This is a genomic window from Nocardioides sp. CER19, assembly GCF_029846275.1.
GTDB lineage: Bacteria > Actinomycetota > Actinomycetes > Propionibacteriales > Nocardioidaceae > Nocardioides.
This window is the reverse complement of the sequence record NZ_JARVWS010000001.1, coordinates 230,647-245,807: the sequence shown is the minus strand read 5'-3', so window position 1 is coordinate 245,807 and position 15,161 is coordinate 230,647. Positions and strand designations below refer to the sequence as shown.

Annotated in this window: 16 protein-coding genes; 10 read left to right on the top strand and 6 right to left on the bottom strand. The window is 71.3% G+C overall.

Translation table 11 applies throughout. The features are described from left to right. The 3 genes from QDS12_RS01255 to QDS12_RS01245 are packed head-to-tail and all read right to left on the bottom strand — an operon-like array spanning window position 1 to window position 2,587. Window positions 1–957: a LacI family DNA-binding transcriptional regulator gene (locus QDS12_RS01255; RefSeq protein WP_279876389.1), complete on the bottom strand. Its 957-nt coding sequence runs from the start codon at window positions 955–957 to the stop codon at window positions 1–3. 20 nt (window positions 958–977) lie between these two features. Continuing rightward, window positions 978–1,730, bottom strand: coding sequence for an SDR family NAD(P)-dependent oxidoreductase (locus tag QDS12_RS01250; protein WP_279876388.1), 753 nt, complete (start codon window positions 1,728–1,730; stop codon window positions 978–980). Then, a complete protein-coding gene (locus tag QDS12_RS01245; RefSeq protein ID WP_279876387.1) occupies window positions 1,727–2,587 on the bottom strand; it encodes a fumarylacetoacetate hydrolase family protein in 861 nt (286 codons plus the stop codon). The genes QDS12_RS01250 and QDS12_RS01245 overlap by 4 nt, the downstream gene beginning before the upstream one ends. 185 nt (window positions 2,588–2,772) lie before the next feature. Here QDS12_RS01245 and QDS12_RS01240 point away from each other — a divergent pair, with 185 nt between their 5' ends. From QDS12_RS01240 to QDS12_RS01210, 7 genes are all read left to right on the top strand, one after another. Next, complete coding sequence (locus tag QDS12_RS01240; protein ID WP_279876386.1) at window positions 2,773–4,059, top strand: L-fuconate dehydratase; 1,287 nt, start codon at window positions 2,773–2,775, stop codon at window positions 4,057–4,059. Continuing rightward, complete coding sequence (locus QDS12_RS01235; RefSeq protein ID WP_279876385.1) at window positions 4,043–5,026, top strand: aldo/keto reductase; 984 nt, start codon at window positions 4,043–4,045, stop codon at window positions 5,024–5,026. Before QDS12_RS01240 ends, QDS12_RS01235 begins: the two co-directional genes overlap by 17 nt. Then, window positions 5,026–5,853, top strand: coding sequence for an amidohydrolase family protein (locus tag QDS12_RS01230; RefSeq protein WP_279878442.1), 828 nt, complete (start codon window positions 5,026–5,028; stop codon window positions 5,851–5,853). The genes QDS12_RS01235 and QDS12_RS01230 overlap by 1 nt, the downstream gene beginning before the upstream one ends. A gap of 79 nt (window positions 5,854–5,932) precedes the next feature. After that, a complete protein-coding gene (locus QDS12_RS01225; RefSeq protein WP_279876384.1) occupies window positions 5,933–6,370 on the top strand; it encodes an RbsD/FucU domain-containing protein in 438 nt (145 codons plus the stop codon). Beyond that, the gene (locus tag QDS12_RS01220; protein WP_279876383.1) at window positions 6,367–7,956 is read left to right on the top strand and encodes a sugar ABC transporter ATP-binding protein; all 1,590 of its coding nucleotides are present in this window, start codon (window positions 6,367–6,369) and stop codon (window positions 7,954–7,956) included. Before QDS12_RS01225 ends, QDS12_RS01220 begins: the two co-directional genes overlap by 4 nt. Then, complete coding sequence (locus tag QDS12_RS01215; protein ID WP_279876382.1) at window positions 7,953–8,948, top strand: ABC transporter permease; 996 nt, start codon at window positions 7,953–7,955, stop codon at window positions 8,946–8,948. The genes QDS12_RS01220 and QDS12_RS01215 overlap by 4 nt, the downstream gene beginning before the upstream one ends. A gap of 114 nt (window positions 8,949–9,062) precedes the next feature. Further along, window positions 9,063–10,028, top strand: a complete 966-nt coding sequence (locus tag QDS12_RS01210) for an ABC transporter substrate-binding protein (protein ID WP_279876381.1) — start codon at window positions 9,063–9,065, stop codon at window positions 10,026–10,028. Window positions 10,029–10,100: 72 nt separating this feature from the next. Here the strand turns inward: QDS12_RS01210 and QDS12_RS01205 are convergent, their stop codons facing one another. Both QDS12_RS01205 and QDS12_RS01200 read right to left on the bottom strand, forming a co-directional pair. Beyond that, entirely contained in the window at window positions 10,101–10,769 is a 669-nt protein-coding gene (locus QDS12_RS01205) for a FadR/GntR family transcriptional regulator (RefSeq protein WP_279876380.1), read from the bottom strand. 32 nt (window positions 10,770–10,801) lie between these two features. Beyond that, on the bottom strand, window positions 10,802–11,695 hold the full coding sequence (locus QDS12_RS01200; protein WP_279876379.1) for a sterol desaturase family protein: 894 nt from the start codon (window positions 11,693–11,695) through the stop codon (window positions 10,802–10,804). Window positions 11,696–11,783: 88 nt separating this feature from the next. Here QDS12_RS01200 and QDS12_RS01195 point away from each other — a divergent pair, with 88 nt between their 5' ends. The 3 genes from QDS12_RS01195 to QDS12_RS01185 are packed head-to-tail and all read left to right on the top strand — an operon-like array spanning window position 11,784 to window position 14,752. Beyond that, the gene (locus QDS12_RS01195; RefSeq protein ID WP_279876378.1) at window positions 11,784–12,458 is read left to right on the top strand and encodes a TetR/AcrR family transcriptional regulator; all 675 of its coding nucleotides are present in this window, start codon (window positions 11,784–11,786) and stop codon (window positions 12,456–12,458) included. A 5-nt stretch (window positions 12,459–12,463) separates the two neighbouring features. Beyond that, window positions 12,464–13,741, top strand: a complete 1,278-nt coding sequence (locus tag QDS12_RS01190; RefSeq protein WP_279876377.1) for a lactate 2-monooxygenase — start codon at window positions 12,464–12,466, stop codon at window positions 13,739–13,741. 21 nt (window positions 13,742–13,762) lie between these two features. After that, window positions 13,763–14,752, top strand: coding sequence for an aldo/keto reductase (locus QDS12_RS01185; protein ID WP_279876376.1), 990 nt, complete (start codon window positions 13,763–13,765; stop codon window positions 14,750–14,752). 12 nt (window positions 14,753–14,764) lie between these two features. On the opposite strand, the gene QDS12_RS01180 is transcribed toward QDS12_RS01185, so the two are convergent. Then, window positions 14,765–15,097, bottom strand: a complete 333-nt coding sequence (locus tag QDS12_RS01180) for a cupin domain-containing protein (RefSeq protein ID WP_279876375.1) — start codon at window positions 15,095–15,097, stop codon at window positions 14,765–14,767. Window positions 15,098–15,161 lie beyond the last annotated feature (64 nt).

Here is a 15,161-nt window from a genome sequence, read left to right as displayed (position 1 = left end):
TCAGAGCCCGGCGTCGAGGACGACCGTCCGGGTCGGAGTGCGGTCGCCCTTGATCCGGGCGAGCAGCAGGTCGGCGGCCTCGGTGCCCAGCCGGCGGGCCGGGAGCGGGACGACCCGGCTGCCCGGCCGCGGGAACATCCCGAACGGCAGGTCGCCGAGGATGAGCAGCGTGACGTCGGACGAGCGCTCGGCCAGCGCCCGGGTCGCGCCGACGCCCATCAGGTTGTTGGCGACGAGGACGGCGTCAGGCGGGGTCGGCAGGTCGAGCAGCCGCTCCATCGCGGTGTGGCCGCCCTCGACGCGGTAGTCGGCCCGCTCGAGGTAGGTCGCGGGGTCCGCGTCCGGGCTCCGTGAGGCGAACGCCTCGGCCCAGCCCTCGGCACGCCGGTGGGCGGTGCCGACGCCGGTCGGGCCGGTGATGCAGGCGACGAGCGCGGCACCGCCGTCGTAGAGACGGAGCGTCTCGTCGCGACCGATCGCCTCGTCGTCCATCACGACCGTGTCGAGGTCGTGGTGCGGCGCCTGTCGGTCGACGACGACCACCGGCGTCGAACGGCCGAGGAGGGCGTCGAGCTCGGGGTGGTCGCCGGCGGGCGCGAGCACGACGCCGGCCATGTGCTCCGAGAGCGCGACCTGGAGGTAGCGCGTCTCCTTCTCCGGCTGCTCGTCGCTGTTGCAGAGGACGACCGAGAACCCGCCGGCCATCGCCCGGTCCTCGACCCCACGGGCGAGCGCGGTGAAGAACGGGTTCTCGATGTCGGGGATGACGAGCGCGATCACCTCGGAGGCCTGCCGCCGTAGCCGCCGGGCGGTCCGGTTGGGGACGAAGCTGAGCTCCTCGGCCGCCGCCCGGACGCGCTCGGCGTAGCCCGGTCTCACCGTGATCCCGTTGAAGACGCGTGACACGGTGGCGGGGGAGACGCCCGCCTTCGCGGCGACTTCATAGATCGTGGCCATGGTGCGCCGAGAGTACGGCGTCAGGACCTCGGCCGGAGCCGGAGATCGTTCATGCCACCGTCCACCGCGATCGTCGTACCCGTGGTGGAGCGCGACGACGGGCTGGCCAGGTAGGCGACGGCGTCGGCCACCTCCTGGGCGCTCACCAGGCGTCCGTGCGGCTGCCGGGCCTCGAGCGCGGCCCGCTCCGCGGCGGGGTCGTCCGCCTGGTCGAGCAGGCGACCGATCCACGGTGTGTCGGCCGTGCCCGGGTTGACGCAGTTGACCCGGATCCCCTCCCAGAGGTGGTCGGCCGCCATCGCCCGGGTGAGGGCGAGTACGGCGCCCTTGCTGGCGCTGTAGAGCGCCCGCTGCGGCAGCCCGGCGGTCGCGGCGATCGAGCCCGTGTTGACGATCGCGGCCGACGGCGACTCGCGCAGGTGGGGGAGCGCGGCCCGGCTGACCCGCACTCCGCCGAGCACGTTGACGTCGAAGACCCGGTGCCACTCCTCGTCGGAGTTGTCCGCGACGGTGCCCTGCGCCCCGATGCCGGCGTTGTTGACGACGACGTCGAGCCGGCCGAGCTCCCGCACGACCGTGTCGACGGCCTCGCGGACCGACGCGTCGTCGGTGACGTCGGCCCGGACCGCGAGCGTGCCGGGCGGCGCCGTGCTGGGGTCGAGGTCGAGCACGGCGACCCGTGCGCCCCGCTCCTGCAGGGTGGTCGCGATCGCCGCACCGATGCCGCTCGCGCCGCCGGTGACCACGGCGACCAGACCGTCGAAGTCCTTCATCGTGCCTCCTCCGTCCACGCGACGAACGTCTGGCGCTGGCGTCCGAGCCCGTCGATCTCCACCTCGACGACGTCGCCGTCCCGCAGGTAGGGGAACCGACCCGACAGCGCGACGCCCTCGGGCGTGCCGGTCAGGATCAGGTCGCCCGGCTCGAGGGTGAGGTACTGGGAGAGGTGGTGCACGAGGTGCTCCACCGAGAAGATCATGTCGGCGGTCGAGGAGTCCTGGCGTGGCTCGCCGTTGACCCAGCTGCGCAGGCCGAGAGCGGTGTGGTCGAGCTCGTCGGGGGTGACCAGCCACGGCCCGGTCGGGTTGAAGCCGGGAGCGCACTTGCCCTTGCTCCACTGGCCGCCCGAGACCTCCAGCTGGAAGGTGCGCTCGGAGACGTCGTTGGCGAGCACGAAGCCGGCGACGTGGTCCATCGCCTGGTCCGGTGAGTCGAGGTAGGCCGCCCGGCGGCCGATGACGACGCCCAGCTCGACCTCCCAGTCGGTCTTGTCGCTGCCGCGCGGGATGACCACCTCGTCGTCGGGACCGACGACCGTGTTGGACGTCTTGAGGAACAGGATCGGCACCTCCGGAGGAGCCGAGCCCGACTCGGCCGCGTGGGCGGCGTAGTTCATGCCGATGCAGAGCACGGAGCCCGGACGCGCGATCGGTGCGCCGACGCGCAGTCCGTCGAGGTCGACCTGCGGCAGCTCGCCCGCGGCGAGAGCGGCGGCCGCGCGTGCCGGGCCGCCGGCGGCGAGGAAAGCGCCGTCGATGTCGGGCGTGATGGCGGACAGGTCGTAGCCGGTGCCCTCGCGAACGAGGACGGGTCGCTCGGCGCCGAGCGGGCCGAGGCGGGCGAATCTCATGGTGCTCCCGTCACACCGCTGCAGATGAGGCGGCGGCAGTCGTCGGATCTTTCGAGGGGACGCAGGCGAGATTACGGATCGAAAACGGCCCTGTCGAGCCTGTTGACCAACAAAACATCCGATGTCTAGGGTGTGACCGCTGTCACCGGTTGTCGGCAGCACGCAACCTATCCCGAAGGAGACCCGTGAGCCGCTTCACGACGTTCGACACCGACGACGTTCGGTTCCCGACGTCGCTGTCCCTCGACGGGTCGGACGCGATGAACCCGGACCCCGACTACTCGGCGGCCTACGTCCGGATCGGTACGGACGCGGCCGACGGGATGAGCGGACACGGCTTCGTCTTCACGATCGGGCGCGGCAACGACGTCCAGGTGGCGGCGATCGACCTGCTCCGGCACCACGTGCTCGGCCGTGACGTCGAGGAGGTCCTCGGCGACCTGGGCGGCTTCTGGCGCGAGCTCGTGCACGACAGCCAGCTGCGCTGGCTGGGCCCGGAGAAGGGCATCATGCACATGGCGATCGGCGCGGTCGTCAACGCGGCCTGGGACCTGCGGGCCAAGCGCGAGGGCAAGCCGCTGTGGCAGCTGCTCGCCTCGCTGAGCCCCGAGGAGATCGTCGACCTCGTCGACTTCCGCTACCTCAGCGACGCGCTGACCCGCGACGAGGCGCTGGAGATCCTCCACCAGGCGGTCGCCGGCCGGGCAGAGCGCGAGGCCGACCTCCTGCGCACCGGCTACCCCGCCTACACGACCACGCCCGGCTGGCTCGGCTACGACGACGACAAGCTGGCCCGGCTCTGCCGCGAGGCGGTGGCCGAGGGGTTCACCCAGATCAAGCTCAAGGTCGGCGCCGACCGTCGGGACGACGTACGCCGCCTGGCGATCGCGCGGGAGGTCGTCGGGCCCGACATCGCGATCGCGGTGGACGCCAACCAGCGCTGGGACGTCGCCGAGGCCGTCGACTGGATGAGCGAGCTCGCGCCCTACGACGTGGCCTGGATCGAGGAGCCGACCAGCCCGGACGACATCCTCGGCCACGCCGCCATCGCGCGGGGCGTCGCGCCGATCCCGGTGGCGACCGGCGAGCACGTCGCCAACCGCGTGATCTTCAAGCAGATGCTCCAGGCCGAGGCGCTGCAGGTCCTGCAGCTGGACGCGACCCGCGTCGCCGGCGTCAACGAGAACATCGCGATCCTGCTCCTTGCCGCGAAGTTCGGCGTGCGGGTCTGCCCCCACGCGGGCGGCGTCGGGCTGTGCGAGGTCGTGCAGCACCTGTCGATGTTCGACCTCGTCGCGGTCTCGGGGAGCACCGAGGGCCGGGTCGTGGAGTTCGTCGACCACCTCCACGAGCACTTCGTCACGCCGGTGGTCATCAGCGACGGGCACTATGTGACGCCGACCGCGCCGGGCAGCGGCGCGGAGATGCTCGAGGCAGCGCTCGAGACCTACCGCCATGGCTCGCGCGGCTGAGCCGGCCCCGGCCTCGCTGGGCCGGCTCGGCTACGGCGCGGCGAACGTCGGCAACCTCTATCGCGCCCTGAGCGACGAGCAGGCGCACGCGATCCTCGAGGCCGCCTGGGAGGCCGGCATCCGGCACTTCGACACCGCGCCGCACTACGGCCTCGGCCTGTCCGAGCGCCGGCTGGGCGCCTTCCTCGCCACCAAGCCGCGCGCAGACTTCACGCTCTCCACCAAGGTCGGGCGTCTGCTCGTCCCCGATCCGGCCGGCGCCGGGACGCTCGACCTCGCCCACGACTTCGTCGTCCCGGCCGACCTCCGCCGGCAGTGGGATCTCACGCCCGCCGGCGTACGCCGCAGCCTGGAGGAGTCCCTCGAGCGGCTCGGCCTCGACGCCGTCGACGTGGTCTACCTGCACGACCCCGAGCGAGCCGATGTCGAGGGCGGCCTCGACCGCGCGCTGGGCGACGGCCTCCCGGCGGTCGCGGCGCTGCGTGACGAGGGCCTGGTGCGCGCGGTCGGCGTCGGCTCGATGGTCAACGACGCGCTGGCGCGAGCCGCCGCCTCCGGCGCCGTCGACCTCCTCATGGTCGCGGGCCGCTACACCCTCGTGGACACCTCAGCGGCCGACGAGGTGCTCCCGGCCTGCCGCAAGCACGGGGTCGGCGTCGTCGCCGCCGCTGTCTTCAACTCCGGCCTGACCGCGGGACCGGAACCCCGCGACGACGCGCGGTTCGACTACGAGCCCGCGCCGCCCGGGCTGCTCGCCCGCGCCCGCCGGATCGCCGAGGTCTGCCGCGCCCATGGCGTGGACCTGCCGACCGCCGCGCTGCGCTTCCCACTGCGCCACGAGGTCGTGCGGGCTGTCGTCGTCGGCGGCGCCGGTCCCGACCAGGTGCGGCAGAACGCCGCCCGGCTGGCGGCCGACGTCCCCGAGGCGCTGTGGGCCGACCTGGCGACCGAGGGACTGGTGCCGTGATGGCTGTCATCGACGCCCACCTGCACCTGTGGGACCTGGCCAGCGGCGACTACGGCTGGATCCCGCCGGGCCCGCTCGACCGGACGTTCTCGCTCGCCGACGCGCGCACCGAGCTGGCGGCCGCCGGCGTCGACGCCGCTGTCCTCGTCCAGGCGGCCGACACCGAGGCCGACACCCGCGCCATGCTGGCTGCGGCCGGCGACCCGTTCGTCGCGGGCGTGGTCGGCTGGGTCCGCCTGGACGACCCGGCCACGGCCGCCGCGCAGCTCCACGCGTACGGCGACCGGCTCTGCGGCGTGCGGCACCTGGTCCACGACGACCCCCGCGACGACTTCCTCGAGCTGCCGGCGGTCCGCGAGAGCCTCGGGCTGCTCGCCGCCCGCGGCCTGCCGCTCGACGTCCCTGACGCCTGGCCCCGCCACCTGCCGGGCCTGGCGTCCTTCGCCGACGACCACCCCCAGCTCACCATCGTCGTCGACCACCTCGGCAAGCCGCCGCGCGGCACCGACGCGATGACCGCCTGGGAGAAGACGCTGCGCGCCCTCGCCGAGCGGCCGAACACGGTCGCCAAGGTGTCCGGGCTGCAGTCGCCCGGGCAGCCTTTCACCACCCAGGCCCTGCGCCCGGTGTGGGAGCTCGCGCTCGAGGCCTTCGGGCCGGCGCGGCTGCTCTACGGCGGCGACTGGCCGATGACGGTCCCCGACGGCGGCTACGACCCCCACTGGCACGTCGTCAGCGCCCTCGTGGGCGAGCTCGCGCCGGCCGAGCGGGACGAGGTCCTCGGCGCCACGGCCGCCCGGGTCTACCGGATCGGAGCGGCCCGATGAGTGCCCCCCGTCGTGGCCGGTTGACGGTGACGCGCGTCACCTCTACGGTACAGAAATCGATTTCTGGAGGAGGTTCCACGTGCTTCTCGGCCTCGACCCCTTGCTGACCGGCGACCTGCTCGCCGCGCTCGACGCGATGGGTCACTCGGATGCGGTCTGCCTGGCGGACGCTCACTTTCCCGCCGACCGCCTCGCGGATCGGCTCCTCGACTTCCCGGGCATCACCACGCCCGACCTGCTCCGCGCGGTGTGCTCGGTGCTGCCGCTGGACGACCGCCCGGCGGTCGACCTCATGGCCAGCGCAGACGGTGAGGTGCTGCCGGTGCAGCGCGAGCTCGCCGACGCGGCCGGCGTCGGTCTCGACGGCGTCCGCTTCGTGGACCGGCACGCGTTCTACGACGTCGCCGGATCGGCGTACCTCGTGGTCCGCACCGGCGAGATCCGCACCTACGGCAACGTCATCGTCCGCAAGGGCGTCGTGCCGGCGCCCGACGGGCAGAGAGGAACCGCCCGATGAGCGACTACCTGCTCGAGGTCGAGGGAGTCAGCAAGGAGTTCCCGGGCGTCAAGGCGCTCGACGACATGCGGGTGAACCTGCGTCACGGCGAGGTGCTCGCCCTCGTCGGCGAGAACGGCGCCGGCAAGTCGACGCTGATGAAGCTGCTCTCCGGCGTCTACACCGCGGACAGCGGGACCTTCCGGCTCAACGGCGAGCCGCTGGAGGTCCTCGGGCCGAAGGATGCCCAGGAGAAGGGCATCAGCATCATCTTCCAGGAGTTCAACCTGATGCCCCACCTCACGGTGGCGCAGAACATCTTCATCGGGCGTGAGCCGCGCTCGGGCGTCTTCCTCTCCGACCGGGCGCTCAACAAGGAGGCCGCCGAGCTCATCGACCGGCTTGGGCTGCCGCTCGACGTGCGGGCCCGGGTCGGCGACCTCACCGTCGCCAAGCAGCAGATGGTGGAGATCGCCAAGGCGCTCTCGCACGACGCCAAGGTCCTCATCATGGACGAGCCGACCGCGGCGCTGAACGACGCCGAGGTGCAGACGCTGCACGACCTGATCAGGCGCTTCAAGAGCCCCGACACCGGCGTCATCTACATCTCGCACCGGATGGACGAGCTCAAGGCGATCAGCGATCGGATCACCGTCATCCGCGACGGCCGGTACGTCGACACGCTCGACACCCGCGAGACGACCTTGCGCGAGGTCATCTCGCTCATGGTCGGACGCGCGATCACGAGCGACGCCAAGCCGGAGAACGTCCGGCCGGACCGCGCGGTCCTGCTCGAGGTCGAGGGCCTGTCGACCAAGGAGCTCCTCAAGGACGTCAGCTTCGAGCTGCGTGAGGGCGAGATCCTCGGCTTCGCAGGGCTGATGGGCGCCGGACGCACCGAGGTCGCCCGCGCCATCGTCGGCGCGGACAGGATCTCCGCCGGCACGATCCGGCTGCGGGGTCGGGAGATCGCCGTCCACAACCCGGCCGACGCGGCCCGGCACCGGATCGGCTACCTCTCCGAGGACCGCAAGGCGCTCGGCCTGCTGCTCGAGCAGGACGTCAGCGCCAACATCGGCCTCAGCTCACTCGCCGAGCGGTTCAGCCGGTTCGGGTTCGTCGACTTCGGCGCCGTGCGCGAGCGGGCCCAGGCCATGGTCAAGACGCTGTCGATCAAGACGCCGTCGGTCAGCCAGACCGTCAAGTTCCTCTCCGGCGGCAACCAGCAGAAGGTCGTCATCGCGAAGTGGCTCGTCAAGGACTGCGACGTGCTGATCTTCGACGAGCCGACCCGCGGCATCGACGTCGGCGCGAAGGAGGAGATCTACGCGCTCCTCAACGAGCTCGCCGAGCAGGGCAAGTCGATCGTGATGATCTCCAGCGAGCTGCCGGAGGTGCTGCGGATGTCCCACCGCGTCGTGGTGATGACCGAGGGCCGCGTCAGCGGCGTGCTCGAGCACCACGAGGCCACCCAGGAGCGGGTCATGCACCTCGCCACGCTCCGACCCGACGAGAACGTCGCCGACGCCACCGAGCTGGGCCTGGTGCCCGCTGCAGCGACGTCCGGCCAACCGAACGACACCGACCCGGAAGTGGGAGACCGATGAGCACCCTCAACACCGCGGCCGAGACGGCCGCGATGCCGAGCTGGCTGGGCGGGCTGAAGAGCCGTCTGCAGCAGCTGCTGGCCTTCGCCAGCCTGATCGTCATCTTCGCGTTCTTCTCGATCGCGAACTCGACGTTCTTCACCTACGGCAACGTCACCAGCATCCTCTTCTCCACGGTCGTCATCGGCACGCTGGCGCTCGGCACGACGTTCGTCATCATCACCGGCGGCATCGACCTCTCGATCGGCACCGGCATGACGCTGTGCGCCGTGATGGCCGGCGTCTTCATCACCAACTGGGACCTGCCGATCTGGCTGGGCATCCTCGGCGCGGTCCTCTTCGGCGGCCTCATCGGCCTCGTCAACGGCGTCAACATCGCGCTGCTGAAGATCCCGCCCTTCATCGCGACGCTGGCGATGATGCTGGTCGCCCAGGGCCTCGCGCTGGTGATCTCCCACAGCGCGCCGATCTACTTCTCCGACCACCCCGGCTACGTGAAGATCTCGACCGGCAACCTGCTGGGCTTCGACTTCCCCAACGCGGTGCTCGTCCTGCTCGCCGCCACGGTCATCTGCGCCATCGTCCTCAACCGGACCATCCTCGGCCGCTACACCTTCTCGATCGGCAGCAACGAGGAGGCGACCGCGCTCTCCGGCATCAACGTGCGCCGCTGGAAGATCCTCATCTACACGCTCGCCGGCCTCTTCATCGGCCTCGCCGGCGTGATGATCTCCGCGCGGCTCGCGTCCGCCCAGCCCGCGACCGGCCAGGGCTACGAGCTGCAGGCGATCGCCGCCGTCGTCATCGGCGGCACCTCGCTCGCCGGCGGCAAGGGGTCGATCGTCGGCACCCTCATCGGCGCCCTCATCATCTCGGTCCTCAACAACGGCCTCCAGATCATGTCGATCCCCCAGGAGTGGCAGAACGTCATCCTCGGCGTGGTCATCCTCGTCGCCGTCTACGCGGACATGATCCGCAAGAAGGAGGCCTAGCGAACCGCCTGCCCGCTCGACCTCCTGCCGGCCTCTTGCCGGCACGCCACCGGTCTGCTCGGCGGCCGGCGCACCCCCACCACCAGAAGTATCAACAGCACAAGGGAGTGACTCATGAACATCCGACGTGTCGGAGCGGCAGCGGCCGCGGTGACGCTGGCGCTCGGGCTCGCCGCCTGCGGCAGTGACGACAACGGCGCCTCCGGCGGCGGCAAGCCCTACATCGCCATCGTCTCCAAGGGCTTCCAGCACCAGTTCTGGCAGGCCGTCAAGCAGGGCGCCGAGGACGAGGCGAAGAAGGAGGGCGCCCGGATCACCTTCGAGGGGCCGCCGGCCGAGACCGATGTCGAGCAGCAGATGACCATGCTCAGCAACGCCATCACCAAGAAGCCCGACGCCCTCGGCTTCGCGGCGCTGGACAGCAAGGCGGCCGCGCCGCTGCTGGACCAGGCGAAGAGCGCGGACATCCCGGTCATCGCCTTCGACTCCGGGGTCGAGAGCGACATCCCCCTCACCACCGCCGCGACCGACAACAAGGCGGCGGCCGCCGAGGCGGCCAAGCACATGTCCGACCTGCTCGGTGGCAAGGGCACGGTCGCGATGGTCGTCCACGACCAGACCAGCAAGTCCGGCACCGACCGCCGTGACGGCTTCATCGACTGGATGAAGACCAACGCCCCCGGCATCACCCTGCTCCCGGTCCAGTACGGCGCCGGTGACCAGGCCAAGTCGGCCGACATCACGAAGTCGATCATCCAGTCGCACCCCGACGTGGCCGGCATCTACGGCTCCAACGAGGGCTCCGCGATCGGCGTCGTCAAGGGCGTCGAGGAGAGCGGCAAGAAGGGCATCGTCGTCGTCGGGTTCGACTCGGGGCAGGCCCAGATCGACGCGATCAACAACGGCATCATGGCCGGCGCGATCACCCAGAACCCGGTCGGCATGGGCGCCGAGCTGGTCAAGGCCGCGATGAAGGCGATCAACGGCGAGGACCTGCCGAAGACCATCGACACCGGCTTCTACTGGTACGACAAGACCAACATCAACGACCCCAAGATCCAGGCGGTCCTCTACAAGTGACCCCCTGACGGGGACCGTCGACGGAGGCGAGGGCGGGGTGGCTGCGGCCGCCCCGCCCTTCGCCGTCTCCGCTCAGGCCTTGGCCAGCCAGCGCTCGACGCCGCTGATGTGCACCGTCAGGCAGGAGCGCGCCAGGTCGGCGTCGCCGGCCGCGATCGCGTCGACGATGGCCTGGTGCTCGGCGAGGGTGCGCTCCACCGCCCGCTCCTCGGTGAGGCCGCGCCAGATCCGCGCCCGCAGGGTGCTGCTGGAGAGCTGCTCCAGGATGCTGCTCAGGTAGGAGTTGCCCGACATCTCGCTGATGCAGCGGTGGAACTCCAGGTCGTGCGCGACGAGGTCCTCCACCGATGTCTGCTGGGCGACCTCGGCGACCAGCGCGTTGAGCCGGGCGATGTCGTCGGCGTCGGCGCGGCGGGTCGCCATGGCGGCGGCGGCCGGCTCGAGGATGCGGCGCACCTCGAAGAGCTCCAGCACCGTCCCGTCCTGGTGCAGGTCCACCACGAAGCCGATCGCCTCCAGGAGCAGGCGCGGCTCCAGGCTGGTGACGTAGGTGCCGTCCCCGCGTCGTACGTCGAGCACGCGGATGAGCTCCAGGGCCTTGACCGCCTCGCGCAGCGAGTTGCGCGAGAGGCCGAGGCGCTCGCCCAGCTCCTTCTCCGGCGGGAGCCGGTCACCGGGGCGCAGGTCCCCGCTGAGGAGCATCTCCTTGATCTTGAGGATCGCCTCGTCAGTCACGGCCACGAGGGGAGTCTACGGAGCAGACATCCGATCTTTCACGATGCGCGCTCGACGACCGGTTCGGTGGCGGTGGCGGCGCTCCGCTCGGGAGCCCAGCCCGGCGGTCGGAACAGGTAGCCGAGCCGGTCGCGCCAGCTGCCGGCGGTCCTCAGGTCCTGCCAGAGGTCGGCGTAGTGGCCGTACTCGAGCGTGAGCAGGTTGTAGGTGTCGACGCTGTGGGTCAGGCCGTAGCGCGGCCGGTGCAGCTCGGGCTGGAACGTGCCGAACATGCGGTCCCAGACGATGAGGATGCCGGCGTAGTTGCGGTCCAGGTAGATCGGGTCGGAGCCGTGGTGGACCCGGTGGTGGCTCGGCGTGTTGAAGACGAGCTCGATCGGGCGCGGCAGCCTGTCGACCATCTCGGTGTGGACGAAGAACTGGAAGATGAGGTTCACGCCCAGGCCGACGTACATCACGCCCGGCGAGACGCCGAGCAGCGGCAGCGGCAGCAGGAAGAACACGTCGAACCAGGGGTTCCACTTCTGCCGCAGCGCGGTGCCGAAGTTCATGAACTCGCTGGAGTGGTGGGCCTGGTGGGCCGCCCAACCCACCCGGGCGCGGTGCACGAAGCGGTGCTGCCAGTAGTAGGAGAGGTCCACGGCCAGCAGCGTCACGAGGAACGCCCACCAGGTGTTGGGCAGGTGCCACGGCGCGACCTGCTCGTAGACCAGCACGAACAGCCAGAAGAAGGCGAGCTTGAAGAGCGTCGTGGTCACCAGCGAGCCGAGGCCCATCAGGATCGAGGTCCGCGCGTCCTTGAACGCGTACCCCGTGACGTTGTCGTCGTGGTCGAGCCACTTGAGCGCCGCCAGCTCGAGCACGATCGTGAGGATGAAGAACGGGATGGCGAAGCCCACCGGGTTCTGCGTGGGGTCGAAGAAGTCCTTCATCGGCTCCGTCCTGGGGATGTGATCGCGGCAACAATATGACTCTGCGGTAAGTTACCACCGGTTAAGTTCTCGTGCCTAGGATCCCGGCATGGCCCGTACGACGACGCGACGCTCTCCCTCGGCAGGCTCGGGACGGCGCAACGCCGGCACGAAGGGCGTGCCCCGGGCCGATCGGGAGGAGCAGATCGTCGAGGTCGCGACCGAGGTGTTCGGCACGCAGGGTTTCGCGGCGACCTCCGTCGGCGACATCGCAGAGCGCGCCGGGATCTCCAAACCGCTGATCTACAACTACTTCGGCTCCAAGGAAGGCCTGCTGCGGGCCTGCCTGCACCGCGCCATCGAGATCCTCGCAGGCGAGTTCGAGCGGATCGCCCGCGGCGACGCGGTGGGCCTGGAGCGGGCGCTGCGCACGCTCGAGGGCACCTTCGTGCTGCTCGAGCGGCAGCCGTGGATCTGGCGGCTCTTCTTCGACCCGACGATCCCGCGCGGCGAGCAGGGCATCGCGGCCGAGCTGGCGCTCTACACGGACCGGTTCACGGCGCTGGCCGAGGAGGGCGTCGGCGAGATGATGCGCCTCGCCGGCAACGAGGATCCCCGCGACGTCTCCGCGCTCACGGCGGTCTGGATGTCGGTCGCCGACTCGCTGGTGACGTGGTGGCTGGACCACCCCGACGAGACGCCCGCGTCGATGACCGCACGGTGCGTCCGGCTGTTCCAGCTGGTGCTCGGCGCCACGCTGCCGCCGGGGACCACGGCAGACTGACGCCCGTGAGCATCGGAGCCAGCATCGGGCGCGACATCCAGGGGCGCATCTACCGCGCCGGACTCTTCGGGCACCGGCCGGTCGTCCCGGTCGAGCCGCGTGAGCTGGAGTCGGCGGCCCGGCGCCGGATGGGCAAGGAGGCGTGGGCCTACGTCGCCGGGGGCGCCGGTCAGCACCGCACGGTCGCCGCCAACACCGCCGCGTTCGAGCGGCACCGCATCGTGCCGCGCATGTTCGTCGACGTCACCAGCCGCTCCCTGGAGACGACACTGCTCGGCCGCACGATCCCGGCCCCGCTGCTGCTGGCACCCATCGGCGTGCTCGAGATGGCCCACCCCGACGCCGAGTACGCCGTCGCGCGGGCGGCCCGCTCGCTCGGCGTGCCGATGGTCCTCTCCACGCAGGGCAGCGTGCCGATGGAGGAGACCGCCCGGACGCTCGGCGACTCCCCGCGGCTCTTCCAGCTCTACTGGAGCAGCGACGAGACCGTCGTACGGTCCTTCGTGGAGCGGGCCGAGGCCATCGGCTCGGACGCGATCGTCGTCACCCTCGACACCCACCTGCTCGGCTGGCGCACCCGCGACCTCGATCTCGGCTACCTGCCGTTCGCCCGCGGCGAGGGGATCGCGCAATACCTCTCCGACCCCGCCTTCCGGACCCTGGCGGCGGCACGCCCCGCCTCCACCGAGCCGACCCCGCGACCGACGATCGCCGCCGTGCGCTCGCTCCTGTCGATGGCCAGGCACCACGCGCGGTGGGCCGGCGGGACCCTGCGCGAGAGCATCCGCTCGCCGCTCCCGCGGGCGTCGGTGGAGACATTCCTCGACGTCTTCTCGCGCTCCGACCTGACGTGGGCCGACCTCGCCCGGCTCCGGCGGATGACCGACCTCCCGATCCTGGTCAAGGGCGTCCAGCACCCCGACGACGCCCGGCTCGCGCTCGAGCAGGGAGTCGACGGGATCGTCGTCTCCAACCACGGCGGCCGGCAGGTCGACAACGCGATCGCCTCCCTCGACGCGCTCCCTGGCGTCGTCGCGGAGGTCGGCGGGCGGGTGCCCGTGCTGTTCGACAGCGGCGTCCGGAGCGGCGCCGACGTCGCGGTCGCACTGGCGCTCGGAGCCGACGCGGTCCTGCTCGGCCGGCCGTGGGTCTACGGCCTGGCGCTCGCCGGCGAGGCAGGCGTGCGGGCCGTGGTCGAGAACGTCGTCGCGGAGCTCGACCTCACGATGGGCCTCGCCGGGGTCGCCTGCGTCGAGGAGCTCACCCCCGAGCTGCTCGCCTGAGGCCTCTCCTAGGGTGGGCGCATGCAGACGCGCACTCTCGGACGAACCGGCCGCTCCGTCTCCGTCATCGGCCTCGGCACCTGGCAGCTCGGCGCCGACTGGGGTGAGGTCGACGAGGCCGACGCTCTCGCGGTGCTCGACGCGGCGTACGGCGCCGGCGTGACGTTCTTCGACACCGCCGACGTCTACGGTGACGGCCGCTCGGAGTCCCTCATCGGCTCGTGGCTGAAGGCGAACGCCGGTTCCGGCGTCACGGTCGCCACCAAGATGGGCCGGCGGGTCGACCAGATCCCGGAGAACTACGTCCTCGACAACTTCCGGGAGTGGAACGACCGCTCCCGCCGCAACCTCGGCGTCGACGCCCTCGACCTGGTCCAGCTGCACTGCCCGCCGACGCCGGTCTACTCCAGCCACGAGGTGTTCGACGCGCTCGACACCCTCGTCGCCGAGGGGCGGATCCGCAACTACGGCGTCTCGGTCGAGACCGTCGAGGAGGCGCTCACCGCGATCCGCCGCCCGGGCGTGGCCTCGGTGCAGATCATCCTCAACGCCTTCCGCCTCAAGCCGCTCGACGAGGTGCTGCCCGCCGCTGCCACCGCCGGTGTCGGCATCATCGCCCGCGTGCCGCTCGCGAGCGGGCTCCTGTCCGGGCGCTACGACCTCGACACGACGTTCGCGGCCGACGACCACCGCACCTACAACCGCCACGGTGAGGCCTTCGACGTCGGTGAGACGTTCTCGGGGGTCGACTACGCGACCGGCGTACGGGCCGCTCAGGACTTCAGCGAGCTCGTCCGCGGAAGCCTCCCGGACGTGACACCCGCCCAGGCCGCGCTCGCCTGGGTCGCCTCCCTGCCGGAGGTCTCGACCGTCATCCCCGGCGCCCGCAACCCCGACCAGGCCCGCGCCAACGCGGTGGCCGGGTCGATCGAGCTGCCCGCCGGCTTCGACGACGCCGTCCACCGGCTCTACGACACCCACCTGCGCGAGGCGATCCACTCGCGCTGGTGAGCCGAGCGGAGGTCAGGGACCGACCCAGACCTTCCGCAGCGTCTCGGTGATCGTCCAGGTGGTGTGCTCGCCCGCTCGCAGCCTGACGACGACACCGGGGCGCAGGGCGATCCGCTCGCCGTCGGCGAAGGTGACCCAGCCCGCGCCCGCGATCACGACGAACACCTCGTCCACCTCGGTATCCGTCACGGTGCCCTCGGTGAGCTCCCACACGCCGATCTCGACGCCGAAGTCCTCGTGCAGCGTCACGATGCCGGCGGTCGGCTCTCCGTCGCGCACGTCGACCGCCGCCAGTGGCAGGTCCTCGAGACCCATCGCCAGCGCGTCGTGCGTGCGGGGTAACACCCGCACAGACTGCCACGCTCGGGCCGCCGTGGGAACGGCCGGCGGACCGGTCGCCTCGGCGACC